The sequence below is a fragment of the Flagellimonas flava genome (assembly GCF_900129665.1).
GTDB lineage: Bacteria > Bacteroidota > Bacteroidia > Flavobacteriales > Flavobacteriaceae > Flagellimonas > Flagellimonas flava.
The window spans coordinates 535465-559583 of record NZ_FQWL01000002.1 but is presented as its reverse complement, the minus strand read 5'-3'; the positions used below and the strand labels follow the sequence as shown (position 1 = coordinate 559583).

The 24119-nt window shown below is 42.4% G+C and carries 26 protein-coding genes; 10 read left to right on the top strand and 16 right to left on the bottom strand.

Features of this window, described 5'->3' with window-relative positions; all coding sequences use genetic code 11:
* Positions 1-25: 25 nt before the first annotated feature.
* Complete coding sequence (locus BUC10_RS08355; protein ID WP_073178305.1) at positions 26-1351, bottom strand: PDZ domain-containing protein; 1326 nt, start codon at positions 1349-1351, stop codon at positions 26-28.
* 124 nt (positions 1352-1475) lie between these two features.
* On the opposite strand from BUC10_RS08355, the gene BUC10_RS08350 reads away from it, so the two are divergent.
* Positions 1476-2228 (top strand): LytR/AlgR family response regulator transcription factor, encoded by a 753-nt coding sequence (locus BUC10_RS08350; protein ID WP_084732591.1) that lies wholly within the window; start codon positions 1476-1478, stop codon positions 2226-2228.
* A gap of 1 nt (position 2229) precedes the next feature.
* On the opposite strand, the gene BUC10_RS08345 is transcribed toward BUC10_RS08350, so the two are convergent.
* On the bottom strand, positions 2230-3231 hold the full coding sequence (locus BUC10_RS08345; protein WP_073178300.1) for an NAD(P)H-dependent glycerol-3-phosphate dehydrogenase: 1002 nt from the start codon (positions 3229-3231) through the stop codon (positions 2230-2232).
* A 121-nt stretch (positions 3232-3352) separates the two neighbouring features.
* Here BUC10_RS08345 and BUC10_RS08340 point away from each other — a divergent pair, with 121 nt between their 5' ends.
* Positions 3353-4276 (top strand): nicotinic acid mononucleotide adenyltransferase, encoded by a 924-nt coding sequence (locus BUC10_RS08340; protein WP_073178298.1) that lies wholly within the window; start codon positions 3353-3355, stop codon positions 4274-4276.
* A 112-nt stretch (positions 4277-4388) separates the two neighbouring features.
* On the opposite strand, the gene BUC10_RS08335 is transcribed toward BUC10_RS08340, so the two are convergent.
* Positions 4389-5252: a helix-turn-helix transcriptional regulator gene (locus tag BUC10_RS08335; protein ID WP_073178296.1), complete on the bottom strand. Its 864-nt coding sequence runs from the start codon at positions 5250-5252 to the stop codon at positions 4389-4391.
* Positions 5253-5396: 144 nt separating this feature from the next.
* Here BUC10_RS08335 and BUC10_RS08330 point away from each other — a divergent pair, with 144 nt between their 5' ends.
* From BUC10_RS08330 to BUC10_RS08315, 4 genes are all read left to right on the top strand, one after another.
* Entirely contained in the window at positions 5397-6368 is a 972-nt protein-coding gene (locus tag BUC10_RS08330) for a phytanoyl-CoA dioxygenase family protein (protein ID WP_073178294.1), read from the top strand.
* A 34-nt stretch (positions 6369-6402) separates the two neighbouring features.
* The gene (locus BUC10_RS08325) at positions 6403-8082 is read left to right on the top strand and encodes a sodium:solute symporter (protein ID WP_073178292.1); all 1680 of its coding nucleotides are present in this window, start codon (positions 6403-6405) and stop codon (positions 8080-8082) included.
* Between the two features lie 2 nt (positions 8083-8084).
* The gene (locus BUC10_RS08320; protein WP_073178290.1) at positions 8085-8879 is read left to right on the top strand and encodes an SDR family NAD(P)-dependent oxidoreductase; all 795 of its coding nucleotides are present in this window, start codon (positions 8085-8087) and stop codon (positions 8877-8879) included.
* A 127-nt stretch (positions 8880-9006) separates the two neighbouring features.
* The gene (locus tag BUC10_RS08315) at positions 9007-10548 is read left to right on the top strand and encodes a SulP family inorganic anion transporter (RefSeq protein WP_073178287.1); all 1542 of its coding nucleotides are present in this window, start codon (positions 9007-9009) and stop codon (positions 10546-10548) included.
* Between the two features lie 90 nt (positions 10549-10638).
* Here BUC10_RS08315 and BUC10_RS08310 read toward each other — a convergent pair whose 3' ends face one another.
* The 9 genes from BUC10_RS08310 to BUC10_RS08270 all read right to left on the bottom strand — a co-directional run bounded on the left by BUC10_RS08310 (position 10639) and on the right by BUC10_RS08270 (position 16943).
* A complete protein-coding gene (locus BUC10_RS08310) occupies positions 10639-10920 on the bottom strand; it encodes a hypothetical protein (RefSeq protein ID WP_073178285.1) in 282 nt (93 codons plus the stop codon).
* 60 nt (positions 10921-10980) lie between these two features.
* Positions 10981-11523, bottom strand: coding sequence for a DinB family protein (locus tag BUC10_RS08305; protein WP_222843717.1), 543 nt, complete (start codon positions 11521-11523; stop codon positions 10981-10983).
* A 137-nt stretch (positions 11524-11660) separates the two neighbouring features.
* The gene (locus tag BUC10_RS08300) at positions 11661-12155 is read right to left on the bottom strand and encodes a hypothetical protein (protein WP_073178283.1); all 495 of its coding nucleotides are present in this window, start codon (positions 12153-12155) and stop codon (positions 11661-11663) included.
* Positions 12156-12220: 65 nt separating this feature from the next.
* Entirely contained in the window at positions 12221-12628 is a 408-nt protein-coding gene (locus BUC10_RS08295; RefSeq protein ID WP_073178281.1) for a YciI family protein, read from the bottom strand.
* The gene (locus tag BUC10_RS08290; RefSeq protein WP_073178279.1) at positions 12625-13338 is read right to left on the bottom strand and encodes a membrane or secreted protein; all 714 of its coding nucleotides are present in this window, start codon (positions 13336-13338) and stop codon (positions 12625-12627) included. The genes BUC10_RS08295 and BUC10_RS08290 overlap by 4 nt, the downstream gene beginning before the upstream one ends.
* Positions 13339-13354: 16 nt before the next feature.
* Complete coding sequence (locus BUC10_RS08285) at positions 13355-13834, bottom strand: c-type cytochrome (protein ID WP_073178276.1); 480 nt, start codon at positions 13832-13834, stop codon at positions 13355-13357.
* A gap of 113 nt (positions 13835-13947) precedes the next feature.
* Entirely contained in the window at positions 13948-14907 is a 960-nt protein-coding gene (locus BUC10_RS08280) for a YheT family hydrolase (protein WP_073178274.1), read from the bottom strand.
* The gene (locus tag BUC10_RS08275; RefSeq protein WP_073178272.1) at positions 14907-15908 is read right to left on the bottom strand and encodes a bestrophin family protein; all 1002 of its coding nucleotides are present in this window, start codon (positions 15906-15908) and stop codon (positions 14907-14909) included. The genes BUC10_RS08280 and BUC10_RS08275 overlap by 1 nt, the downstream gene beginning before the upstream one ends.
* Before the next feature lie 63 nt (positions 15909-15971).
* Positions 15972-16943, bottom strand: a complete 972-nt coding sequence (locus tag BUC10_RS08270) for an NAD(P)H-dependent flavin oxidoreductase (RefSeq protein WP_073178270.1) — start codon at positions 16941-16943, stop codon at positions 15972-15974.
* A gap of 113 nt (positions 16944-17056) precedes the next feature.
* Here BUC10_RS08270 and BUC10_RS08265 point away from each other — a divergent pair, with 113 nt between their 5' ends.
* Entirely contained in the window at positions 17057-17533 is a 477-nt protein-coding gene (locus BUC10_RS08265; RefSeq protein ID WP_073178268.1) for an acyl-CoA thioesterase, read from the top strand.
* Here the strand turns inward: BUC10_RS08265 and BUC10_RS08260 are convergent.
* The 4 genes from BUC10_RS08260 to BUC10_RS08245 form a co-directional block, all read right to left on the bottom strand.
* A complete protein-coding gene (locus BUC10_RS08260; protein ID WP_073178266.1) occupies positions 17517-18410 on the bottom strand; it encodes a DMT family transporter in 894 nt (297 codons plus the stop codon). The genes BUC10_RS08265 and BUC10_RS08260 overlap by 17 nt on opposite strands.
* Entirely contained in the window at positions 18407-18760 is a 354-nt protein-coding gene (locus BUC10_RS08255) for an arsenate reductase family protein (RefSeq protein WP_073178263.1), read from the bottom strand. Before BUC10_RS08255 ends, BUC10_RS08260 begins: the two co-directional genes overlap by 4 nt.
* Before the next feature lie 48 nt (positions 18761-18808).
* On the bottom strand, positions 18809-19501 hold the full coding sequence (locus BUC10_RS08250; RefSeq protein ID WP_073178896.1) for an aspartate/glutamate racemase family protein: 693 nt from the start codon (positions 19499-19501) through the stop codon (positions 18809-18811).
* Between the two features lie 356 nt (positions 19502-19857).
* Entirely contained in the window at positions 19858-20601 is a 744-nt protein-coding gene (locus BUC10_RS08245; RefSeq protein ID WP_073178261.1) for a DUF3298 and DUF4163 domain-containing protein, read from the bottom strand.
* An 86-nt stretch (positions 20602-20687) separates the two neighbouring features.
* On the opposite strand from BUC10_RS08245, the gene BUC10_RS08240 reads away from it, so the two are divergent.
* The 3 genes from BUC10_RS08240 (at position 20688) to recO (ending at position 24119) form a co-directional block, all read left to right on the top strand.
* Positions 20688-21842 (top strand): cystathionine gamma-synthase, encoded by a 1155-nt coding sequence (locus tag BUC10_RS08240; protein ID WP_073178259.1) that lies wholly within the window; start codon positions 20688-20690, stop codon positions 21840-21842.
* 130 nt (positions 21843-21972) lie between these two features.
* Positions 21973-23316 carry an NADP-specific glutamate dehydrogenase gene (gene gdhA / locus BUC10_RS08235; protein ID WP_073178256.1) on the top strand — a complete coding sequence of 448 codons (1344 nt, stop codon included), beginning with the start codon at positions 21973-21975 and terminating at the stop codon, positions 23314-23316.
* 83 nt (positions 23317-23399) lie between these two features.
* Positions 23400-24119, top strand: coding sequence for a DNA repair protein RecO (gene recO / locus BUC10_RS08230; protein ID WP_073178254.1), 720 nt, complete (start codon positions 23400-23402; stop codon positions 24117-24119).

The window sequence follows — 24119 nt, the reverse complement described above, 5'->3', positions numbered from 1 at the left end:
CTTAAAGGATGCAAAAGCTTTAGCTTTATTTGGAATCCAATCCCACGATGTCCTGTGCCCAACCAACAATGATATTGATGGTGCCCTCGTCCCATTCTCCAGGATTTCCTTCAAAAGAATCCTTGGGTGTTTTATGGATGGTGTTCCAATGATCCAATCCCGGATACTCATGTAAAATATGGTCCTGATGTCCATTCCGTTCCAACACTTCCATGATCATGTGGTTGTCAAAAGAGGACATGATCCAGTCGTTCTGTCCACGTAAAATCCGCACGGGAACCTTTAGCTTTTCCCATTGTCCGGCAAGATTAAAATCCTGTAATTGTTGGTAATAGGCAACGGGGCGTCCGTACATATGCGCAGGAGAATGGTAGTTATAGGCAGCCAAGGCCGGATAGGCATCCACCACCTCTTGATAGGTCTTTTTTTCGATGAGCATTCCGTAATACAACGGGATGTAATACTTGTTCATTTTCTCCACAATTTCCGATTCTGAATTTCCTTGAAATTGGAGTATGCGACGTTCAATTTCCAGCATATGTTCGTACCAGGTCTTGAAGAAAGTACCATCAGAAATGACCCCCGCCAAATTAAATTCGTTGGCCAGCAATGGTGCAAGGGCACTACCCATACTGGAACCGTAAACCACGATTTTATCGGGATCAACATAAGGCTTTGACTTTAGGTTCCGAAGGGCTGCTCGGTATCCCTCCAAATCTGTAATGAAATCGGATTGACTGCAATCACCTTGACTGTCACCTACACCTGGTTTTTCGATGCGCATGACCACCATACCCGATTTTTCCACCAAATCCTTGATGGTCTGCACCCAATTACCCCGTCTTCCAGGGTATGTTTCAATACTGGAACAGCTTAGTCCGCCGATGAGGACAACGGCTGGTTGTTTTCCGTTTTTTTTTGGTTTGGTGATGATGGTTCGTTGGGTGACTCCGTAAATGCTGGTAACTTCTTCATAATAGGTATCCAAACCTGTATGGGTTTCCTTTTCCAAGGGATTGAAAAGTACCTCCTTTTCAATCAATTTGGCATTCCTGACCGCCTTGATATGAATTTTGTTGTTAGCCCTAAGACCATAGCTCGCCTCGGTCCAATTTTCATCAGAAGTTATGGGAATACCATCCACTTCAATGATGACATCGTCTGGCAAAAACCCCGCCTTGTCGAGTGGACTATTCGTTTCAATCGAGTTGATTTTTGCTCCAGGAGTGTTGTTTGCGGGACCACTAATTATAGCTTCCCATGAGCTTCTACGGCCCAACTCTTGGGCCTCAACGGAAAATATGGAGAGAAGAAAAATAAATGTTGATACAATACTACTTTTAAGTTTCATGCTATGCTGTTTTATGATTTTCTTAAAATTAGATTGCCTATTTTTAGCTGAGGGAGAATTTATACCAAGGCATGGTTTTTTTATATCAAATCCATGCCGGGCATGACGAGTTCAGAAGCGCATCATGAAATCCAGTACCAACTTCTATCTATTTAATTCCAGAATAGCAACGCACGCCATTTTTTGGGTGCTGTACTACATTCTTTTTGGATTGATTTGGGTTGGGGAAGAAGGTTATTTGGCCTCGTTTTATCTTGAATTTGTGTTGCTGCCCATTCGCATTCTCGCGGTATACGTGACCATTTATTTTTTACTTCCCAAATACCTGTTGAAAAGAAAGTTCACAAGCTTTTTCTTGGGTTATGGTATTCTGCTTTTTATAGGTGGAATCATGCAACGGGTTTTCATCCATCTCTTTTATGAAGAGTTGTTGCTCAACGATTCTACCGCTGGGTTGTTCAACGTGATGAACTTGGTGCGGGTAATTATCCTGATCAATACCACCGTACTATTTATTTTGGCCATAAAACTTTTTCAGCTTTGGGCTGTTGAACATGAGCGGAACCAAAATTTGGAAAGTGAGATTTTGGAGATTCGTTCCAATCGAAAAACACATCGTGTTCCCATAGACACTATTCTTTTTGTGGAAGGATTGGGGAACTATGTCACCTATCATTTATCGGATAAATCCAAGATTACCAGCTACGGAAGTATTAAGGGCGCACTGCAACAACTCCCCAAAAATTTTAGAAGGGTGCACAAGTCCTATATTGTAAATAAGGAACATATTAAATCCTATGATGCCCTGAGCATTGATATTCAGGATATTACGATTCCAAGGGGCAAGAGCATTGCTGATGATATTCTCTTGAACTGATTCAGTTCAGTTTTTCAGTAAGCTTTCGGAAGACCTTTTTGGGGTTCTTGTTTTCGTAAAGTATTTGATATACTGCGTTTATAATCGGAGTCTTGGTCTTCTTGATCCGGTTTTGGTTGATCAAATGTGCACTTTTGGTAGCGTAGTACCCTTCGGCAACCATGTTCATCTCCATCATGGCACTCTTGACCGTATATCCCTTACCTATCATGTTCCCAAACATTCTATTTCGACTAAAAACGGAATAGCCGGTAACCAATAAGTCCCCTAAATAAGCCGAATTATTGATGTTGCGCTTCATTTTGTAGACCTTGTCTATAAATCGCTTCATCTCCCGAATGGCATTGCTCATGAGCACACTTTGGAAATTGTCACCATAGCCCAATCCATGAGCTATCCCCGCGGCAATAGCGTAGATGTTCTTGAGCATGGCCGCATACTCCGTACCAATAATGTCATCAGAAATTTTAGTTCGGATATAATGGCTTTGCAAGGTGTTTGCCACCAATTCCGCTTTGGAGGCATCCGCGCAGGCAATGGTAAGGTAGGACAAGCGCTCCAGGGCAACCTCTTCGGCATGGCAGGGACCAGTCAATACCCCTATATTTTCAAACGGAATCTGGTACTCATCATGAAAGTGTTCCCCAACGATCAAACCGCTTTCAGGTACAATGCCCTTAATAGCGGAAAAAATGATTTTATCCTTCAATGAGGTGGATAATTGTTGTAGTTCTGCCTCCAAAAAAGCAGAGGGAATGGCAAAAACAAGCACATCTGATTCAGCAACTACTGAATTCATGTCGTTGCTGAGGTGAAGTTTGGAAACATTAAACTCTACGGAACTTAGATAATTGGGATTGTGGTTTTCCTTTTGTAAATGTCTGATGGCGGAATCACTTCGCATGTACCATGAAAGTTGGTCCAAGTTTTCGGAAAGCATTTTTACAATAGCGGTACCCCAGCTTCCTCCGCCAATAACACCAAAACGAAGATTTTCCTTCATTGTCCAGATTTAAGGGCAAAACTAAAAAATATATTTAATGAGGTATTAAACACTGATTATCAATTAGTTAAAATCTTGGCATGGTGCTTGGTCCATTCAAACTGAATCAAAAACCCAAAGTATGAAAAATGGAAAACTACTCTTAGCAATTATAAGTATAGGCTTGTTAGCCAGTTCTTGTTACACAGAAGTCCTTATTGAAGACGACTTCATTGAAGAATCACCCGTAAATACCGCCCTGGTTTTGGAATCCTTTGATTTATGGTATATAGATATCAATGCTACCAAGGGCAACGGGGAAGTTCCATTTTTGCAACGTGCCTTTACAGTCACCTTTGACCGTGGGGTATTTAGGGCCAACAACAATCTAGTTGGAATTGGAAAAACAGCAGGTGGATTGGGATTGGATGTGGGTACTTATGGTACCTTGTTCGGCGCGGTGGAAATAGACCATGATGTTGATGGCACTTGGGTTCTGGATGTCTATGCTGTAAACAGTAGCACCATTGAATTGTTTGATTCACGTTCCAATACATCCTACATTCTACAGGGTTATCAGCGCAACAATTTTGATTACGATGGGATATTCTATGACAATATCAATTACTTCTTGCAAGAATACCAAGCATGGGAGAAAACGTATACCAGCGAAATAGGCGCTGTAAACGAGTTTGATGACGAGAACTATCTGCAGTTTCTTTCCGGAAACAATGGACCCTTTTTTAGGTCATCCGTAGACGGTAGCGGAACACCAATTCCTAATCTCCAATGGGATTATGAGGGCGATTACGAAGTCTTTGATGTGGCCAATGACGGTACACTAAAAACTTTAACACTGGATTATGACTTTCTGGGCAATGACTATTTTGAATTGTACGTTATTGATGATAGTACCATTGAATTGTACCATGTGGCCAGTGAAACAGTATATGAGTTCCAAGGTAGGGGTTACATTCAATATTTGAAGTCCGGTAACAAGGTAGGAAAGAAACGTTCAAAAGTTAAAAATTCTATAATGTCTGTTACAAGGCAAAGAAAAAAGTAAGGAAAGAAATTAGTGTTCGACTACTATAACAAGTTTTTTGGTTGGTTATTTAGTTAAGAATCGCCTCAAGTTCTGAGCTTGGGGCGGTTCTTTTTTTATGGGCATTCCAGCCTTAGGCCCTCCTTCCTCGGTTTACCAAATACTGTCTTTTAAATTCAGAAGGATTCTCACCACTGACTTTCTTAAAGGTGCGATTGAAATACGAAAGACTTTCAAACCCACACTCATAACAAGCTTCCCCCACATTTTTCCCCATAAGCAACAGTCGCTGTGCCTGACTGATACGATACTGGTTTAAAAAATTGGTGAAGGTGTTTCCCGTAGTCTTCTTAAAATACCTGCAAAAGGCCTCTTTGCCTAGATTGCAAAGTTCCGCCACTTCGGCAATTTCAATTTTTCGCTGGTAGTTCTTGTCCACAAATTCATGTATTCCCCTTAACCGGTCCTGCTCTTTTTTTCGATAACGATTCACAAAGGGACGCTCATGCAGTAGAAAATATTCCTTACTATGGGCCAATTCCTTTAGAATGGAAATGGACTCCATAAAAAGTTCAAAGTTGGAAAGAAGGTGCAACTTCTTTAATCGCTCCCCAATTACTTTTTTGGTTTCCCCAGTGAAAACAATACCATGTCTAGATTTTTCAAATAGATCATGAATGGGCAGCAATTCTGGAATACTGGCTAAAAACTGGTCTTTGAATTCTGGTTTTATATGTAGTACATCCTTAATGTAGTCGGTTTGTACCCCATAATCAAAGTTAAGATGTGGGATGTTGGAGCCAATAAGGACCAGATCGCTACCTTCAAAACTTGAGATACTATCACCCACATGCCGGGTTGCGCTGGCTCCTTCAATATAGACCAACTCGTACTCAGGATGAAAATGCCAATAGAACAAATGGTTCAATCTGGGAAGATGCAAAAGTCGGAACGGACTCTTGGTATTGGGCGCTATGGTCTCTAACTGGATCTTCAATTTACACTTTAATACCCTCTAAAATATTAAATTACGTATAAAAAATCAATATAGTTCAAATTTTAATCAATATAAAGGTTGAGAACACCTATTGGGCTGCCTAGTTTTATCCCATAGAATTTAGAAGTTGAAAAAACAGAGATCATGGAAAAAGAAGTAAAATTGGAAATGGCCAACAAGGCCCATGAGGAAATTCCAGGGAATCCGTCCACGGCCACAAGCAGCAAGATGATGTTGAACGATAGGTCCAGCGGAAAACCACTTAGAGTGTTGACAGAAGAAGACTGGAACTTTTGGATACATAATGGCTATATCGTTATTAAAAACGCGATTCCCAGGGAACAGGCCAAAGCCACGGCCGATTTTTTGTGGGAATTTGACGAGAAAGACCCCAACGACCCCAAAACTTGGTATGCACCTCCAAGAGCGGAAATGAAAATGAAGGAACTTACAGGCACTGGAATGGTTGAGGTGTACAACCATCAGCATTTATGGAACAACAGGCAAATGCCTAGAGTGTACGATGCTTTTGTTGATGTTTGGGGAACAGAGAAATTATGGGTGACCATAGATAGGGCAAACCTTAACTTTCCTTTGCAGCCGGGTGTTGAGAAGAAGGGCTTTATCCATTGGGACTATGACCCTGAAACACGTCCGCAAAATGTTCAGGGTGTATTGGCCTTGGCCGACCAAACGGACGAAAATATGGGGGGATTCCAATGCATACCCTGGCTCTATCGTAATTATGATACCTGGAAATTGACCCAACCTGAAGACCGTGATCATTTTCAACCAGCCCTTGATGGAATTGAAGACAAGATTGTAAAGGTTAAAATGGAGGCAGGGGATTTATTGATCTTCAACAGCACGGAACCCCATGGAATTCGTCCCAATAAATCAGGGGATAAGGTCCGCATTGCACAATACATTTCCATGATGCCGGCTGAGGAAGACAATGAGGAATTAAGGCAATGGCGAATCAATTCTTGGCAGAACAGAGTTGCCCCCGAAGGTTATGCTTTTCCGGGTGATCCTCGGAACTGGGAAAGGGATAAATATGAAACCGCCGAGCTTTCCGACCTTGGGCAAAAGTTATTGGGTCTAAAAAACTGGTAACTTTAAGCATTGACCAAACCAAATTAAACCCCCTATGTTAACCAATATCAGTACTTGGGATATTCTCATTATCCTGTTTTATTTTGGAATTATTTTATGGATAGCCAAATGGGCTTCCGGTGGCAAAGGCGGCTCTGGAGCTGCGGCCGATTACTTTTTGGCAGGCAAGGACCAAGGATGGCTGGTTGTGGGAGCTTCCCTATTTGCATCCAATATCGGTTCGGAGATTATTCTGGGTGTTTCTGGAGCGGGAGCAAGGGCGAACATGCCCATGGCCAATTTTGAGATTTTGGCCGCTTTGGTACTTATCCTTTTGGGATGGGTTTTTGTTCCATTTTACCTCCGTACAGGGGTATATACCATGCCCGAGTTTTTAGAAAAAAGATATTCTCGTGCCTGTCGAAACTATCTCTCCATAGTCTCCATTTTGGCCTATGTGATTACAAAAATATCCTTAATCATCTTTGCTGGTGCCCTGGTTTTTGAAACCATTGGGGTTCCCTTTTGGACCGGGGCCATAGTCACAGTTCTGGCCACAGGGTTCTATACAGTTCTAGGCGGACTCAAAGCCGTGATTTATACCGATATGGTACAAGCGGTAATCTTGCTTTTAGGGACCATCGCCGTTACCCTTTTTGGAATTCACCAATTGGGCGGATGGGACGGTTTGATCAGTACCTTGGATATGGCTGCCAATACAGAAGGAAATCCACCCACAGAACGGTTCTTTAATTTATGGCGTCCCATGACGGATACCGAATATCCCTGGACTGGAATGCTGTTTGGAGCTCCCATTTTAGGTGTTTGGTATTGGTGTACGGACCAGTATATTGTTCAACGGACCCTATCGGCCAAAGATGTTTCCAATGCCAGAAAAGGGGCACTTTTTGCGGGATACCTAAAACTGTTGCCGGTATTCATCTTTTTTATTCCAGGGGTAATCGCTTATGCCCTGATGCAAAAAGGGGAAATCAATTTTGCGTTGGAAAATGCCGATCAGGCCTTACCGGCAATGATTACGAATTTTTTGCCAATGGGATTAAAAGGATTGGCCATAGCTGGCTTATTAGCGGCCCTTATGAGCTCGCTCTCATCGGCTTTTAACTCCAGTTCCACGCTGTTGACCATGGATTTTTATAAACAGTATAGACCCAATGCCTCTGACAAGAACTTAGTGCGGTTTGGGCAATTGGCCACAGTTGTTTTGGTCATTGTAAGTTTGGGCTGGATCCCGTTCATGAAAACCTTAATGGGAGGAGGAATCTTTCACTACCTGCAAAGCGTACAGGCGTATATCTCACCGCCCATTGCTGCGGTGTTTTTGTTCGGGCTTTTTTACAAATGGATCAACGCCAAGGGCGCCATTGTTGCACTTTGGTCTGGATTCTTCTTGGGCATACTCCGTCTGGTAACAGAATTCATGGTTAAGGAAGGTATTTTGATGGTGGACGAGGGAACACTTTTTGCCGCTTTCTTGGATATTAACTTTTTGCATTTTGCACTTTTCCTTTTTGTTTTCTGCGCCTTGGTGTTAGCTCTGGTGAGCAAAACGGGCCAGCCAAAATCAGATGAGGAACTGAAGTTGGTCACATTTCAGAAGAAGGAGGGTAAACCGTCCAAAGGACGCAGTAGAGATATGATACTTACCATTGTTCTCATTGTTTTGGTTTTGATTTTATGGGCTGTTTTCAGTCCCTGGGGACTAGCAGGATAATTATGGATTTACAATTAGAAGGGAAAACGGCATTTATTTCAGGCTCCACAGCAGGAATAGGTTTTGCTATTGCCAAGTCTTTGTTGAACGAGGGAGCCAAAGTTATTATCAACGGCCGTTCCAATAAGTCCGTAGACAAGGCCTTGGATAGCTTGCAAAGCGAGTTCCCAGAAGGGAGTCTCAAAGGGTTCGCAGCAGACTTCGAAAACAAAAGCCAGGTACAAGAGCTTATCCATCATTTGCCCAGGGTGGATATATTAATCAACAACATTGGCATTTATAAGGCGGCACCCTTCCTTGAAATGCAGGATGAAGATTGGTTTCAGCAGTTTGAGGTCAATGTTATGAGCGGGGTTCGACTCTCTAGGGAATTTCTGCCTAAAATGTTGGAAAACAATTGGGGTCGAATTGTATTTGTTTCAAGCGAATGTGCGGCCTTGGTCCCGCCGGATATGTTAGCATACAGTATGACGAAAACAGCTATGTTGGCTGTTTCAAAAGGGTTGGCGCAATTGACCAAAGGAACCGGAGTGACTGTGAATTCTGTCTTGCCTGGATCTACACTTTCTGACGGAGCAGAACGATTTTTAGAAATGGAAGCGGAAAAAACAGCTCGGACAAAGGCGGAGGTAGAAGCTGATTTTTTTACAGAGGTGCGGACTTCTTCATTATTACAACGTTTTGCCACGGTAGATGAGGTGGCCCATACGATTACGTATTTATCCAGTCCGTTGTCTTCAGCGACCAATAGTGCCGCTATTAAAATTGATGGTGGAAGTACGGGTGGAATTTTTTAGAAATCAGCACATTATGTTCAGAAATAGTGATTTTATTATCACTTGGGCTAAGATTTCATCAATTCGTAGGTACGAATTCGCTTCATGTGGTGAATAGTGCTATTTTTGCCGGCTTCAAACAGGAGCTATGAAAAAGTATCTCAACCTTTTCGATTTTTCCCAAAAAGTCAACTACCGTACCGAAGTACTTTCGGGCCTTACGGTGGCCCTTGCCTTGGTCCCAGAGGCCATCGCCTTTGCTTTTATTGCCGGTCTTTCGCCTTTAACCGGCCTGTATGCGGCATTTGTTATGGGCTTGGTCACTTCCATTTTGGGAGGTAGACCTGGAATGATTTCTGGTGCAACAGGAGCGGTAGCGGTGGTAATTGTGAGTTTGGCCAAACAATACGGAGTGGAATACATTTTTGCTACCGTTATTTTGGCAGGATTGCTTCAAGTTGCGGCTGGTTTTCTGCGGTTAGGGAAGTTGATGCGATTGGTTCCCCATCCTGTAATATTTGGTTTCGTAAACGGTTTGGCCATTATCATATTCCTGTCCCAAATGGATCAATTTAAAGGGGAAGATGGTACTTGGTTAAGTGGAGCCACACTTTACATATTTCTTGGGTTGGTGATTTTAACCATGCTCATCATTTGGGGACTACCAAAATTGAGCAAGGTTGTTCCAGCGTCTTTGGTGGCCATCTTATTGGTTTTTGGGATTGTTTTCTTCTTCGATGTGGATACCCGTACGATTGGCGATATAGCTTCTATTCAAGGGAGTTTCCCTCCTTTTCACGTTCCTGATTTACCCTTTACCTTGGAAACTTTACAAATTATTTTTCCTTATGCGGCCATAGTTGCGGGTGTAGGACTTATTGAAAGTCTGTTGACTCTGAACATTGTGGATGAGATCACGGAAACCCGCGGGAGAGGTAACAAGGAAGCTGTTGCACAAGGTACCGCAAACATTCTCTCTGGTTTGTTTTCGGGAATGGGCGGTTGTGCCATGATAGGACAAAGTTTGATCAATACTTCAAATGGGGCTAGGGCCAGATTATCTGGAATTGTAGCCTCATTGATGCTTTTGGCCTTTATCATGTTTGGTTCCAGCCTTATAGAAAAAGTACCTATGGCAGCTTTGACTGGATTGATGATCATGGTCGCTCTGGGAACTTTTGAGTGGGCGAGTCTAAGAACTTTTAGAAGGATGCCAAAGTCCGATGTTTTGGTGATGGTCTTGGTTACCTTAGTGACCGTCTTCTTGCATAATTTGGCACTTGCGGTACTGGTTGGTGTTGTCATTTCGGCCTTGGTATTTGCATGGGATAATGCTATCCGAATTCGAGCGAGGAAACACGTGGATGAACATGGTGTAAAGCACTACGAAATCTATGGACCGCTTTTCTTTGGAAGTACCACCTTGTTTTCGGAAAAGTTTGATGTATTAAATGATCCAGAAGAGGTGGTAATCGATTTTCAAGAAAGCAGATTGGTGGATATGTCGGCAATTGAGGCCGTCAACAAAATCACTGAGCGCTACAAAAAGGTGGGTAAACATGTCCACCTGAAACACCTAAGTAGAGATTGTAGACGCCTTCTCAAAAACGCGGATGACATCATTGAGGTAAACGTGATGGAAGATCCAACGTATAAGGTTGCGGTTGATAAAATATGGCCGTATAAATAAGTGGGACTAATTCCTTAGCCTCCCCATAAACACACTAATATTTGGATTGATAGGGTTTTCGAAAACACTACATCCTTGGTCGATCTGGTCTCAACTAAGAAAGAAGAAATAATAAATCCCGAAAAACAGGACACACAGAATTACTAGAGAAATGAAATAGGCTCTTATTTCTAGCATTTTATCCCTCCTAGCTTGAGCAATTATTTTGTCCCTAATCTTCTTTTGTTCAAAAGGCGTGAGCTCTTTAAAGTGAAGTTTTAAATCATCAGTATAACCATTATAGGCATCGCGAATTTCGCTATAACTACGTCTTTTGCGCAGTAAAGCTCTATTTGCCTTTATAACCAACATCGGTTGACTTGCCGATCCCATAACTTTGCTGTTTAATTATGGGTGTTTAAAATCTAGACTTTGTTACAGATTTATGGATAATTAATTATTTCTGATTGTTCCCCTAAACACACTAATATTTGGGTTAATGGGGTTTCCGGAAGCTCTTCGCATCATAGTAATCTGTCCTGCATGGTAGATGCAATCCGAGAGCATACCGTTGATCAAGTTCCAATACGGGAAGGATGTTTGTTTTTCATCGCGTTGGAAAATAACCTCGAAATTCTCGAAATCCTCAGCAGTTTTACCCGCTGTATATTCACTCGCTGCCTTTAAGTTTTCAAGGGTTCCCTTCCGAAGATCTTCATAGGATAGAGTGGATAAATCCATAGGGCGGACATTCGGTTTTGCCAAGGGAGCATTCTTGATCATTTCGGACATACCATAAATATGCTGCAGGGTCTGGAAAACAGTTCTTCCATCTTCTGAAGGCTTATAGTCCAAATCTTTTTGGGTCAATCCCTCCGAAGCCCAATAAAATCGAAAACCAAGGCCATCTATCATTCTGGCAGCCACATTTCCGGGGCCATAATCTTGAGGATAATCCGGTATTTCGTGATAGGGCAATTGTTCCTGGGCTGTCATAGAAAGACATAAAAATGAAAAAAGAAAGATAGGAAGAAATCGGGTCATGGTTTTGGTTATCATATCGAAAGTAAATAGAACACCAAAATAACGGTTTTGGAAATTAACCCCCAGTCTTTTGACAAACATTTAGCACATTAGGCCCCAGTATTGAAACTTAGCTCCAAAATCCCTCCAGCGGCCAAGGCTTGCCATCTAAGCGTCAAATCATCGTATGTGTTATAGATTTTTTCCAGGGAAATCGGATTTAGGGCATGGGGAAACCCTAAACCGTCCGCTTCCAAAATCTGTCTTAAAGTGCCTATGAGATCAAAGTCGTTTCTTTCAGAAATACCTGGTGTCAACAAAAGGTTCACTAAATGTTCGGTTTGCAAGCTTTGCTCTGGAAGATTGGCTGGTATCAAAGCCTCAGGTCTTTGGCCCCGAGGCAGTTCAAAATCCTGGATATTGAAACCTTGGGAAAGTAGGCCATAAAAAGCTCGGTCAAAACCTAAAACGGTTTCTACCGCGTAATGGGCAAGGTCATGCGATTCAAAATTGTTTCGCAGGGTAGTCCATGTAATAGTGCTATCTTCCCTTATACAGGTGAGTGTACTTGGCTTGGCATCCCCTTTTTTAAATTGAATTCTCATACGTGCTTAAACTAGTTTTTGGAATTAGGCGATGTTCCCTAGTATAATTAACTATGGCCTAGGAATCAATCGATACATCCTTTGTAGAAGGGAGCAAAAGGGTGAATTTCGAGTTTAAAAAGCTTGTGCTGAATTGCCAAATCTTCGTGAAGCATGCTTGTGACCTCTTCCTCACTTTTCCCTTTAATGATCAACATGCCAGTATCACTGTAGCGTGCGCCAACAGAAATTTTCTCTTGTTTGCGCAATTGGGATAGGAACATTCCATGTTCCTTAAAATAGGCCTGCTCCTGTGGTGGTTTGTCCATGTCCCAACTGTCACCAAGTGTGTATAGGGCAATGAAATGGGAATCTGTCTTTTCTTCGTCTTGGGAAAATGAGAGAAAGGGTAGTCCAAGCATTAATAGCATAAAGTATATTGCCTTGCCCGATTTCCAGAAATCAAAGTTGCCTATGTATTTATTGGTTCTCATAACATTCGTTTGCTCCAAATCTCATAGAGCGGTTTTCCTTTGCTGCTAAAACCTGAATGGTACCAATCTCCTTTTTTGAGGGCATAGTCAAATTCAAGACTGGCCCCGACCCTTGAATTATCCCGGGAGAAAAACTCGATATTTTCTGTGTATTTGCCATCAACGGTGGTATAAGTGCCTCCACCAGTGCCCATAAATTGCTTTGTTTCGGTATTGTATGCAATCCATTGAAATCGGGTTCCGGACAAAATTTTCATGGTCTTCCTAGGGCGATCTGTATCCCTGTATTGCATTTGCCCGTTATATCTCCGGCCAGACATCAGCCAGGCTCCGGCCAAATCCCCGGGAGTGCCATCATCTATTCGGGTCCAAACTTGTTGACCATCCTTTATCCTAAGTGTATCATCTTGAAGTTCAATCTCAAAACTGATGGAGGAACCCACACGATCTGAGTTTTTGGTATCAAACTCCACAGTTTCCTTGATCGTATTCCCGCTGAGTTCCCAAGCACCTCCGTTAGTGCCTATAAAATCACCATTGGTTGCATCAAACCATGTGGCCACTTGGTGTCCTTCAGTAAAAATGACAACGTTTTTTATCCTTTGCCCATCTTCTGTAGTTTGGGTATTTACCCAAGCACCAAGCAAGGATTGGCCCCGAATACTACCCATAAAAAGTAAAGTGGTCAGTATAAAGGCAACGGTTTTCATGTTGTTTTTTACTGGGCTATAGTGTTCTTAGGTACTCGGCTACATCCCGTGCTTCTTCTTCCGTAAGATTTTGGTTGAGCATGATGGCATTGTTGTATTCCTTTAACAACGCTTTTGCGATAGGATCTTCCCTTAGCATCCCGTCAGGGTTAAGAATCATATTCATGACCCATGCTGGGCTTCGTCTTTCATAAACTCCTTTCATTGCCGGTCCTATCATGCGCTGATCCACCATGTGGCAGGCCACACAAATGGAATTGAACTTGGCTTCACCCCGAGCTGCCATTTCCGTATCGATGTCAGCTGGAAACTCCAAGTCTTTGATTGGACCCACTCCTTTGTTATCCAAATCTATAGGGACTCCACCTTCTGCATCCGCTTTTTTATCTTCGGTCTTTGATCGGCTTACTTCAAACCCATCTTTTTTTTCTTCTTTCTTTCCGCCGCAGCTGGCAACAAATGCCACCAACGTAAGGCACAGGAGTATTTTTTTCATGACGTAAATTTGTTCTTACTTGTTCAGTTTGCAGCTACTAAGATAGTTAAATAGGGTAGAACTTTTTCGCCCTATGTTTTGATGCTTATAACAATTTCACCAAAGAAAGTGTACTATATCGTTTGAAAAAATTCAAGAGCCCTTTTTTCTGTATACGTGATATTGTTCTTCCCCCAAAAACCTACATGACCTCCGTACTTGGGAACCTCCAAATAGAGATTGGGGTTTTTGTCGGATTCAGCATGAGGAAAACACTCCGGACCTAAAAACGAGTCATCCTCAGCATTGATAATCAGGCTGGGTATTTTAATGGCATTTAGGAACTGAAGCGAACTGCATTGTTCGTAGTAATCCAGGGCATCTTTGAAATTATGCGCCTTGCTGGTGTAGACATCATCAAAATCCTTTAGAGTTTTAATGGACTTTATATCCTGTTTGGAAATCAATTGTGGAAATAACTGTTGCTTTTGCCAAAGTTTTGCGAGTAAATGTCTTTTGAAACGTCTAGCATACAATACGTTCTCGAAGGTCAACAGCTTTTTACAAGAACTGTGCAGATTACACGGAACAGAAACGGCAACAGCCCCTTTGATTTCGGCCGGAAGCTTGTTCCCCTCTCCCAAAAATTTTAAGGCAAGGTTTCCTCCCAGGCTAAATCCATTCAGATAGATGGATGTGTACCTCTTACTTTCCAGGACATGGTCAAGGATCTCAATCAAATCTGCTGTTGCACCACTGTGGTACGAACAGTATTTTAAATTTGGTTCTCCGCTGCACCCCCTATAATTCACCGCACAGGTATCAAATCCATTTGCATTGAAAAGTTTGGCACTTCCCGTGATGTATGGCCGTTGACCATCACCTTCCAGACCATGTAATAGTACCACAAGTTTTGTTGAAGGTTGGCGAGCATGACTCCAATCCAAATCTATAAAATCCCCATCGGACAAAGTCAGTCTTTCCCTTGTTTGTGATACTCCATGGACCCTTCTGAAAAGTCCGTGGTGAATGGTTGCTAAGTGCCCATTTCTAAAGAAAAGGGGCGGGCGATACGATGAGGGAACTACAGGCATCAGTACAAAATATTGTGCTGGGGTTTTATTTTTTCTGGAAGATTCTCTTCGTCCAACATATCCCTCAAGTCAATTTCGATAGTTCGGCATAATGCGGTCATGGGAACATCATTGATTCGACCCTCAAAAGGGTCTTCACTGTTACTACCCACCTTTTCCATGGTGACAAAAATCCACGAAATAAGAATGGAGAAAAAAATCATCAACACAATGTACCACCAGTTGTGACCTACTTCCAATTCTTGGAGCTGTGTTTCAAAGACGTTGAGTAATCCAAAAGGAAGGAGCAAGAGAAAAACCCATGTGAAAACGGTGCTAAAATAGGCGTACTGTCTTGGAAAAGGCGTGTTTTTAATTCGCTCGCATTTACCTTGAAGGTTATAAAATTCCTCTAGATTGCTATGAAAGATTTGCTTGTCGAACTCGGTTAGCTTGCCTTCGTCCAACAATTGTTTTATGTGCTGCGCCTGTTTTTTGACGAGGTGAGTGGCGACATTTTTTCTGTTTTCCAAAGCATCCACTTCCTTGGGATCCAGGAACAAATCCATCCCACTACACACTGGGTTCCTTTCCCCATGGCGATCAAAAAGCCGTTCTACTGCTCGGTTTTCCCTTATGGAAAAACTGGTGGGTTGCCTCAACTGAATGCGTAGCGCGTTGATCCAGGCAATGTGCCGGTAAATCAGGGTGACTTGGGCATTACGGTCGTTTTTCACCAGATTGAGCACATTATTGGCCCAGGTTCGGGAGTAGTTTACAATACCACCCCAGATTTTCCGTGCCTCCCAAAAACGGTCATAGCTCTGGCTGTTTTTAAATCCGATGTAGAAAGCCACGGCTATTCCTATTACGGAAATAGGTTCAAAGGGGATATCAATATGTGTCCACTCCCATTGGTGGTATAAAAAAAACACCACAGCGGCGTATATGGCAAAAAAGAGTAGATTTTTCCATGCGAAGCGCATGATAATGGCCCAACTAAGATTTCTTTTGATATACATGAGGATGTCAATGGTTGATTAACAATCACCAAAATACAAAGAAAAGCGAGACCTTGTTAAGCGCTATGAATAGCGTTCCAACAACTGGGCTTGCTCTGTTATGGCTGCTTTGAACTCAGATTTTAGATTATTGATCAGGTCACCCACAGGAAGTGTATTTTCGATGGTGGTTACCCCTTGACCAGCGGACCAAATGGTTTTCCATGCCTTGGCCTCGGTATCCAGTTCTTTTCCAAAATCGATTTTATGGTCTTTCTTCAAATCTTCTTCAGAAATCCCCGCGGCTTTAAGGCTGGCCGCCAAGAAGTTGGCATGCACACCTGAGATGGCAGCCGTATATACTACATCACTGGCTCCCGCCTCTATAATCATTTTTCGATAATCTTCAGGTGCTTTGCTTTCCTCCGTATTGATGAAACGGGTACCCATATATGCTAGGTCAGCTCCCATCTGCATGGCAGATGCAATATCCCTTCCGGTACTTATGCAACCTGAAAGGATGATGGTTTTATCGAAGATTTTTTTCACCTCGGCAATTAAGCTCATGGGGTTGAGGTTTCCTGCATGCCCGCCAGCGCCGGCAGCTACTAGGATCAAACCATCTACTCCGGCTTCCGCGGCCTTTTCGGCATGTCTCTTTTTAATGATGTCATGGAACACAAGCCCGCCATAGCTGTGAATAGCGTCTACTACCATGCTCACCGCCCCCAGGGAAGTAATTACCAAGGGGACCTGATGTTTAATGCAGAGCTTCACATCGGCTTCCAATCTGGGATTGGTAGGATGCACAATAAGGTTAACGCCAAAGGGTGCCGCTTTTTTTCCAGTTTCTTCCTCAAACTGTTTTAGTTCCGACTTAATTTGGATAAGCCATTCCTCAAATCCCTCACTGGTTCTTTGGTTTAAGGCAGGAAAAGTACCCACAATGCCATTTTTGCAGCATTCAACCACCAATTTTGGTCCTGATATTAAGAACATAGGGGCGGCAATAGCTGGAAGACTTAGGCTTGGGATGAATTCGGCTTTTTGACTCATGGCGAAATGTTAAAGTTCTAAAGTTACATGTATTTCAGGTACGGGATGGGCCTGTTTTTTTAAAAGTATGGTAATTTTACAATTATTATGCACGCATAACAAATTATCAGCCTATGTTTTTTAAGGAATTTGAGATTCGATGGAGCGATTTAGATGCTAATCGACACTTGGCCAACTCGGCCTATATCAATTTTATGAGTCATACCCGTATGGCTTATTTGGGACAATTGGGATTCAATCAAAAGTCAATGGCCCAGTTCAATATCGGACCTGTGGTATTCTATGAACACATGTATTATTTTAAAGAGGTTTTTGCAGGAAAACCCATTAAAGTGTCTCTTGGTTTTGAAGGCATGAGCCAAGATGGGATGTTCTTCGAATTCAAACATGAGTTTTACGATGCCAAGGGAAGGAATTTTGCCCGATGTGAGATGATGGGAGCTTGGATGGACCTTAAGGAACGAAGGCTGACTGCTTTGCCCCAGCAGTTTCTTGATGCTTTTGATAAAATGGAAAAATCGGAAGACTTTAAAACCTTAACCAAGGAGGACACTCGAAAATTTGTACAAATCCCTAAGGACTTGGTTTAGGCTTTCTACTGGCCAAATAAACCCCCGAGAGTACCAAAACCGTGGCGGCAATCTTGATCAGTGTAAGTTGGTCTTTTCCAGAAAACATGGCGAAAAGAATTCCAATTAGGGGTTGAACATACATAAAAGCACCTACTGTAGAAGCACGTAACTGAGTCAGTGCAAATACATTGAACAGATAGGTTACAATGGTGGTGCCTATAACAACGAAGGCAACAATACCATAGACCCACCCGGGCATGGTAGACCATTCAATTTGTGAGAATTCAGGGTAGGTAACCGGGAAGGCGATTACGAACCCAATGGAAAAAAGCCATTTCATCAAGGTGAACGGATGGTATTTTTCCGTGAGTTTTTTTACCAAGATCAAGTACGACCCATACACAGTGGCATTCACTATAAAAAGAATATTGCCCAAAGGAATATTTGGGGCGTCTTGCCGTATTTCGGCACCGAACAAAATAAGACCCAAAGCTCCAATAAAACCCAGAAGGATACCAAGTCCTTTGTTCATTGTTATTTTTTCCTTGATAAAAATGGCAGAAATTACCACCACAATAATAGGCGTGATGGTCACTAAAACCGAGCTGTTTATTGGTGTGGATAATTGCAGTCCCTTAAAAAATGCCAGCATGTTTATGGCCATACCCAAAAGGGAACAGGCTAAAATCCGAAGCCAGTCCTTTTTTTCTATTCGTTCTTTGGGGCCAAAAATTGAAATCGCCCAAAAGAACAAGGTGGCACCGCCAAGACGAAGCATAATAAAGCCAAACGGGCCCACGTAATCTGGCATGACACCCTTGGCCACGGTGTGGTTAATACCATAAATGGTAGTGGCCATCAAAGCCGCCAAAAGTGCCAAGGTTCGTTTGCTCATGAATGTAGTGCCGCTTTTGCGGCTTCAACTGTTTTTTTGGAGTTGCCAACAAAAATTTGATTGTCAACCAAAACCACAGGTCGTTTTAAGAAGGTGTAATGCTCCAGAATAAGTTTCTTATAATCGTCCTCCGATAAGTTTTGTTCATGGAGTCCACGTTGTCTGAAAAGCATGGCCCTTCTGCTAAATAGGGATTCGTAACTTCCGGAAAGAGCGGCCATTTCATCTACCTGCTCGGTGGTCATGGCTTCCGATTTAATTTCCTGAAGGACAACCCCGTTCAGTGGCTCCAATTCCTTTAAGATGCGCTTGCAGGTGGAGCAGCTTCCCAAGTGATATATTTTTCGCATTACAAAAAAGGTTAATAAAAATGAAGCCCAAAGTTCGTGTATTTGAAACTAAGAAAGTGCAAAATCCACCGCTTTCTGTGCATGAATTTTAGTAGTATCAAATGTTGGGATTTTCACTTCGTTACCTGGAATTAAAATAGGGAGTTCCGTACAGCCTAAAATAATGCCTTCGGCGCCTTGCGCTTCCATTTTCCCTATGATGCGCAAGCATTCTTCCTTGGCCTCTTGGGTAAAAACTCCTTTGACCAATTCGTTGTAGATCATGGATTGAAGGGCCTCCCTATCTTCTAGGTCCGGAATTAGGACTTCCAAGCCAAATTCCTCTTCCAGGATTTTGGTGTAAAAGTCTTTTTCCATGGTAAACTGGGTGCCTAATAGCGCTATTTTTTTTAGCCCTTTTTGTTGGATGGCTTCGCCTGTGGCCCTGCCAATGTGCAGAAAAGGTATGGATACAGCGTTGGTAATTGCATCACTTACAAGGTGGATAGTATTGGTGCACAAAACAACAAGGTCCGCCCCAGCCTGATTCAGTTTCTTTGCATGTTCGGCCATGAGGTTCCCAATTTTTTCCCAGTCACCTGAGAAAGAATACCGTTCCACTTCCTCAAAATCCACAGAGGTAAGCACGCTTTTTGCAGAATGGGAACCGCCCAGCTTTTCCTTTACCATCCGATTGAGATGTTCATAATAAATCTTGGAGGATTCCCAGCTCATACCTCCTATCATACCTATCGTTTTCATAAGCTTGGTCTTATTTGATTTTAGACATATCCTCCGCACCTTCAATGACAAAGGAAATAAGAAAATTAGTAATTCTATTTCTCAAAGTTTGATTGTAACCTAGAAGGGTTAAATCGTTGTGATTCGAACATTCCAAACAGTTTTCCATACGTGATAATATTTAGATATTTCTAACTATCGATTTATAAACGAGAGCGAACACCCTAGTTTTAAATGTTGGGTAAAACTATTAAATATTTACATATTTATAAAAGTAGATATGTTAATAAATAGATAAAAATGTAATTTGAATGGTCATAGCGTATTCTCATAGTCTTAACTACAAACTATTTTGACCTTTTTGAGAATAATGGAAATTAGGGTTTAGTAGGTCTTTTAAGATATTTGTTCACTTCTGCAAAGGGTAGAACCATAGTTTTTGGGCCATCCGCATAAGATGCTATTTCATATTGATTATAGATCATTTGAATCCCTTCTTCAGTGTACCCCAGATTCTCTGCCAACCGAAAGGTATCCCCTTCAAACATAAACCCAGTGGCATTGATATTGTCATCTTGTGGTATATCTTCCTGAATCCTGAATTTGGCTTCTGCAAAGTTTCGAAACCCTTCCTCATCATCAAAAAGTTCCCAGTTTTCAATTTCCTTGCCTTTGATTTTGTCAAAATTCAACAATCTTGTTGAGCTGTATCCGTGTGCTCCACCGGTAAACGTATAAGCGTTCAAAATTATGGTCAACATATCATTGTCTTCATAGACCACCTCCGCATCAATTTTCGCTTCCCAACCTACAGTTTCATCCGGGAACTTTTCTTTGAGTTCCTGATAGCTCCGATGAAAGGAACTTATGGCCTTGTTTAAATTGTCAATAGTCTCCGCTTCATCAAAGGAAAGGATGGCAATGACTTCTTCTTCCAAAGCAGTGTTGATTGCGTTGGCCAAAGCGGTTTCATCAAGGGCTTGGATTAGATTAATTTCAATCTTGGGACAGTCGGAACAGTCGGATCCCTCAACTTGGGATGGCGCAAAAGTAAGTTTGTTGCCATTTTCGCAACCAAGGGACAGCATAAGAATTAAAAGTAGGAAAGCGGACTTTTTCATGTGAGGTACTTTTAGGGTTCCCAAAAATAAGACTTCATTGATTACTCCAAAAGATAACAATACATTTGTACGCAGATCAAAACAAGATGAGCAAGAAAGATTTAAGATTTAACAGTAAGACCATTCACGGAGGCCAGCAACCCGATAAGGCCTACGGTGCCGTGATGCCGCCCATTTACCAAACAAGCACCTATGCCCAATCCACCCCCGGCGGGCATATGGGCTATGAATATTCCAGGAGCGCCAACCCTACACGGACGGCCTTGGAAAATGCCTTGGCGAGCATTGAAAACGGAAACTATGGACTCGCCTTTGCAAGTGGACTCTCGGCCATGGATGCCGTAATAAAATTACTTAACCCTGGAGATGAGGTGGTTTCCACCAATGACCTATATGGTGGTAGTTATAGGTTGTTCAAACAGGTTTTTGAAAAGTACGGGATTACGTTTCACTTCATAGGTATGCAGGATGCTGCCGCCATCGAGAGTCATATTAATGAAAAGACCAAGCTCATCTGGGTTGAGACCCCGACCAATCCTATGATGAACGTTATCGACATAAGGGCAGTATCTGCCCTTGCAAAAAAACACCAATTGTTGTTGGCAGTGGATAACACCTTTGCAACACCTTATTTGCAAAGACCGCTGGATTTGGGAGCTGATATTGTGATGCACTCCGCCACCAAATACTTGGGAGGTCATAGCGATGTAGTTGTTGGTGCCCTAGTGGTCAAGGATAAAGAATTGGCAGATCAACTTTACTTTATACAAAATGCAAGTGGTGCGGTTTGTGGTCCCATGGACAGTTTTTTGACCCTTCGCGGGATTAAAACCCTCCATGTAAGGATGCAACGCCATTGCGAAAATGGGAAGGCCATTGCCCAATATCTTGCCAAGCACCCTAAAATTGAAAAGGTATATTGGCCAGGATTCGAAGATCACCCAAACCATGAAGTGGCCAAAGACCAGATGAACGGTTTTGGAGGTATGATCTCATTCATTACCAAGGGCAGCAGTTATGACGATGCCATCAAAATTGTGGAGAAACTTCAAGTATTCACCTTGGCAGAATCTTTAGGAGGTGTGGAAAGTTTGGCCGGCCATCCTGCCAGCATGACCCATGCCAGTATTCCCAAAACGGAACGGGAGAAAAGCGGTGTGGTGGATGCGTTGATTCGACTTAGCGTAGGTATCGAGGATGTGGACGACTTGATTGCAGATTTGGAACAGGCCATAGGATAGCACTTTTTGAAAAATTTTTAAAAAAGGGGTATTTAAATTATGCAAATAGTATAATTTTGCCGTCTAATTCCTAATTTGTTAAAATTCCCTTGAAATCAAGTCAAGGGAACCTAAACCAGTAATCCGTTTTATGGAAGCAAAAATCAAAGCATTTATGGATGAGGTGAAGTCCCGAAATGGACATGAACCTGAATTCATCCAAGCGGTACAGGAGGTTGCGGAAACCGTAATACCTTATATTGTAAAACATGATATTTACCACGGGAAGAACATTCTTTTGAGGATGGTTGAGCCAGAGCGTTTGATTTCATTCCGGGTGGCATGGGTTGATGATGACGGAGAGATCCATGTAAATAGAGGATATAGAATCCAGATGAATTCGGCCATTGGCCCTTATAAGGGTGGACTTCGTTTCCATCCTACGGTGAACGCCAGCGTGTTGAAATTTTTGGCCTTTGAACAGGTCTTTAAAAATAGTTTAACCACCTTGCCCATGGGGGGTGGTAAAGGCGGGTCGGATTTTGACCCTAAAGGAAAATCCGATGATGAGGTGATGCGGTTTTGCCATGCTTTTATGTTGGAATTGAACCGCCATATTGGCCCTAATACAGATGTTCCCGCAGGAGATATAGGAGTAGGTGCCCGTGAAATCGGATTCCTATTTGGGATGTACAAGAAAATCCGAAACGAATTTACCGGTGTTTTGACCGGAAAAGGTCGTTCCTGGGGAGGATCTTTGATTCGCCCAGAGGCTACCGGATATGGAACGGTTTATTTTGCTGATAGCATGCTGAAAACGCAAGGCGAATCATTTAAAGGGAAAAAAGTGGTGATTTCCGGATCTGGGAATGTGGCCCAATATGCCGCTGAGAAGGTGATGCATTTGGGCGGAACAGTGCTTACGCTCTCTGATTCCGGTGGATACATTTATGACAAAGATGGGATTGACGAGAATAAGTTGGCCTTTGTCATGGATCTAAAAAATAATAGAAGAGGCAGGATTTCCGAATATGCAGAAAAATATTCTTCTGCGGAATACCATAAAGGCAGAACGCCTTGGGAAGTTTCTTGTGATGTTGCTCTCCCATGTGCAACCCAAAACGAGCTCACAGGAGATGACGCTGCTACCTTGATCAAGAATGGTTGTATGGCAGTGGCCGAGGGTGCAAATATGCCTTCAACACCCGAAGCTATCCATGCCTTCCATGATGCCAAAATATTATTTGCGCCCGGAAAGGCCTCCAATGCAGGTGGTGTTGCCACTTCAGGCTTGGAAATGTCTCAAAACTCCTTGAGAATAAGTTGGACCCGTGAAGAGGTAGACGAAAGACTGAAGGGGATAATGGGAGATATCCATGACTCCTGTATTGAATTTGGTAAGGAAGAAAACGGCTATTGCAATTACGTTAAAGGAGCAAATATTGCTGGTTTTGTCAAGGTAGCGGATGCTATGTTGGCTCAGGGAGTGATTTAAACCCTTTTATTCAAGTATAGAACTAAAGTGGGCGATTGATCAATCGCCCACTTTTTTTATATTGTCACATACTCAAAAAGCTAATGCAGGTAACCACCAAGGCCATAGTACTTTCTTCCTTGAAATACGGCGACACAAGTCTTATTGTTAAGGCTTTTACCGAGTCGGATGGAATTAAGTCCTATTTGCTTAAAGGGGTATTATCCTCCAAAAAAGGGAAACTGAAAGCCGCGTATTTTTTGCCTTTGATGCAGTTGGAAATTGTGGCCACCCATAAAAACAAGGGAACTTTGGAGGGGATACGAGAAGCAAAAGTAGCCGTGCCCTATAAGAGCCTTCATACCGATATTGTAAAAAATAGCATTGTGCTTTTTTTGGCAGAAATGTTGGGCAACAGCATTCAGGAACAGGAACAGGACCAAGGCCTATTTAACTATTTGGAATATGCATTGCATTGGCTGGATGAACATGCACCTCCACCTAATTTTCATTTGCTATTCTTGTTGAATCTTTCAAAATATTTGGGGTTTTATCCGGATACATCCTTTAGCCATGCACCGTATTTTGACCTCCTTGAAGGTAGTTTCAATCAGAACCCTTCCCTAAACCCATTGATTCAGGGTAAAGAAATTGTCCAGTTCAGAAAGCTGTTGGGCATAAATTTTGATGCACTTCAAACAATACAAATGAGCAAGCTTCTACGACAGGAGTTGCTTAAAAAAGTTATTCTGTATTTTGAATTACATTTGCACGGCTTCAGAAAACCTAGGTCCTTGGCCGTTTTAAATGCAGTTTTTGAATAG

Excerpts from the sequence above, each read along its gene's own strand:
- BUC10_RS08355 (WP_073178305.1), bottom strand. The coding sequence starts at position 1,351 with ATGAAACTTAAAAGTAGTATTGTATCAACATTTATTTTTCTTCTCTCC.
- BUC10_RS08350 (WP_084732591.1), top strand. The coding sequence starts at position 1,476 with ATGAAATCCAGTACCAACTTCTATCTATTTAATTCCAGAATAGCAACG.
- BUC10_RS08345 (WP_073178300.1), bottom strand. The coding sequence starts at position 3,231 with ATGAAGGAAAATCTTCGTTTTGGTGTTATTGGCGGAGGAAGCTGGGGT.
- BUC10_RS08340 (WP_073178298.1), top strand. The coding sequence starts at position 3,353 with ATGAAAAATGGAAAACTACTCTTAGCAATTATAAGTATAGGCTTGTTA.
- BUC10_RS08330 (WP_073178294.1), top strand. The coding sequence starts at position 5,397 with ATGGAAAAAGAAGTAAAATTGGAAATGGCCAACAAGGCCCATGAGGAA.
- BUC10_RS08325 (WP_073178292.1), top strand. The coding sequence starts at position 6,403 with ATGTTAACCAATATCAGTACTTGGGATATTCTCATTATCCTGTTTTAT.
- BUC10_RS08320 (WP_073178290.1), top strand. The coding sequence starts at position 8,085 with ATGGATTTACAATTAGAAGGGAAAACGGCATTTATTTCAGGCTCCACA.
- BUC10_RS08315 (WP_073178287.1), top strand. The coding sequence starts at position 9,007 with ATGAAAAAGTATCTCAACCTTTTCGATTTTTCCCAAAAAGTCAACTAC.
- BUC10_RS08310 (WP_073178285.1), bottom strand. The coding sequence starts at position 10,920 with ATGGGATCGGCAAGTCAACCGATGTTGGTTATAAAGGCAAATAGAGCT.
- BUC10_RS08305 (WP_222843717.1), bottom strand. The coding sequence starts at position 11,523 with ATGACAGCCCAGGAACAATTGCCCTATCACGAAATACCGGATTATCCT.
- BUC10_RS08300 (WP_073178283.1), bottom strand. The coding sequence starts at position 12,155 with ATGAGAATTCAATTTAAAAAAGGGGATGCCAAGCCAAGTACACTCACC.
- BUC10_RS08295 (WP_073178281.1), bottom strand. The coding sequence starts at position 12,628 with ATGAGAACCAATAAATACATAGGCAACTTTGATTTCTGGAAATCGGGC.
- BUC10_RS08290 (WP_073178279.1), bottom strand. The coding sequence starts at position 13,338 with ATGAAAACCGTTGCCTTTATACTGACCACTTTACTTTTTATGGGTAGT.
- BUC10_RS08285 (WP_073178276.1), bottom strand. The coding sequence starts at position 13,834 with ATGAAAAAAATACTCCTGTGCCTTACGTTGGTGGCATTTGTTGCCAGC.
- BUC10_RS08280 (WP_073178274.1), bottom strand. The coding sequence starts at position 14,907 with ATGCCTGTAGTTCCCTCATCGTATCGCCCGCCCCTTTTCTTTAGAAAT.
- BUC10_RS08275 (WP_073178272.1), bottom strand. The coding sequence starts at position 15,908 with ATGTATATCAAAAGAAATCTTAGTTGGGCCATTATCATGCGCTTCGCA.
- BUC10_RS08270 (WP_073178270.1), bottom strand. The coding sequence starts at position 16,943 with ATGAGTCAAAAAGCCGAATTCATCCCAAGCCTAAGTCTTCCAGCTATT.
- BUC10_RS08265 (WP_073178268.1), top strand. The coding sequence starts at position 17,057 with ATGTTTTTTAAGGAATTTGAGATTCGATGGAGCGATTTAGATGCTAAT.
- BUC10_RS08260 (WP_073178266.1), bottom strand. The coding sequence starts at position 18,410 with ATGAGCAAACGAACCTTGGCACTTTTGGCGGCTTTGATGGCCACTACC.
- BUC10_RS08255 (WP_073178263.1), bottom strand. The coding sequence starts at position 18,760 with ATGCGAAAAATATATCACTTGGGAAGCTGCTCCACCTGCAAGCGCATC.
- BUC10_RS08250 (WP_073178896.1), bottom strand. The coding sequence starts at position 19,501 with ATGAAAACGATAGGTATGATAGGAGGTATGAGCTGGGAATCCTCCAAG.
- BUC10_RS08245 (WP_073178261.1), bottom strand. The coding sequence starts at position 20,601 with ATGAAAAAGTCCGCTTTCCTACTTTTAATTCTTATGCTGTCCCTTGGT.
- BUC10_RS08240 (WP_073178259.1), top strand. The coding sequence starts at position 20,688 with ATGAGCAAGAAAGATTTAAGATTTAACAGTAAGACCATTCACGGAGGC.
- gdhA (WP_073178256.1), top strand. The coding sequence starts at position 21,973 with ATGGAAGCAAAAATCAAAGCATTTATGGATGAGGTGAAGTCCCGAAAT.
- recO (WP_073178254.1), top strand. The coding sequence starts at position 23,400 with ATGCAGGTAACCACCAAGGCCATAGTACTTTCTTCCTTGAAATACGGC.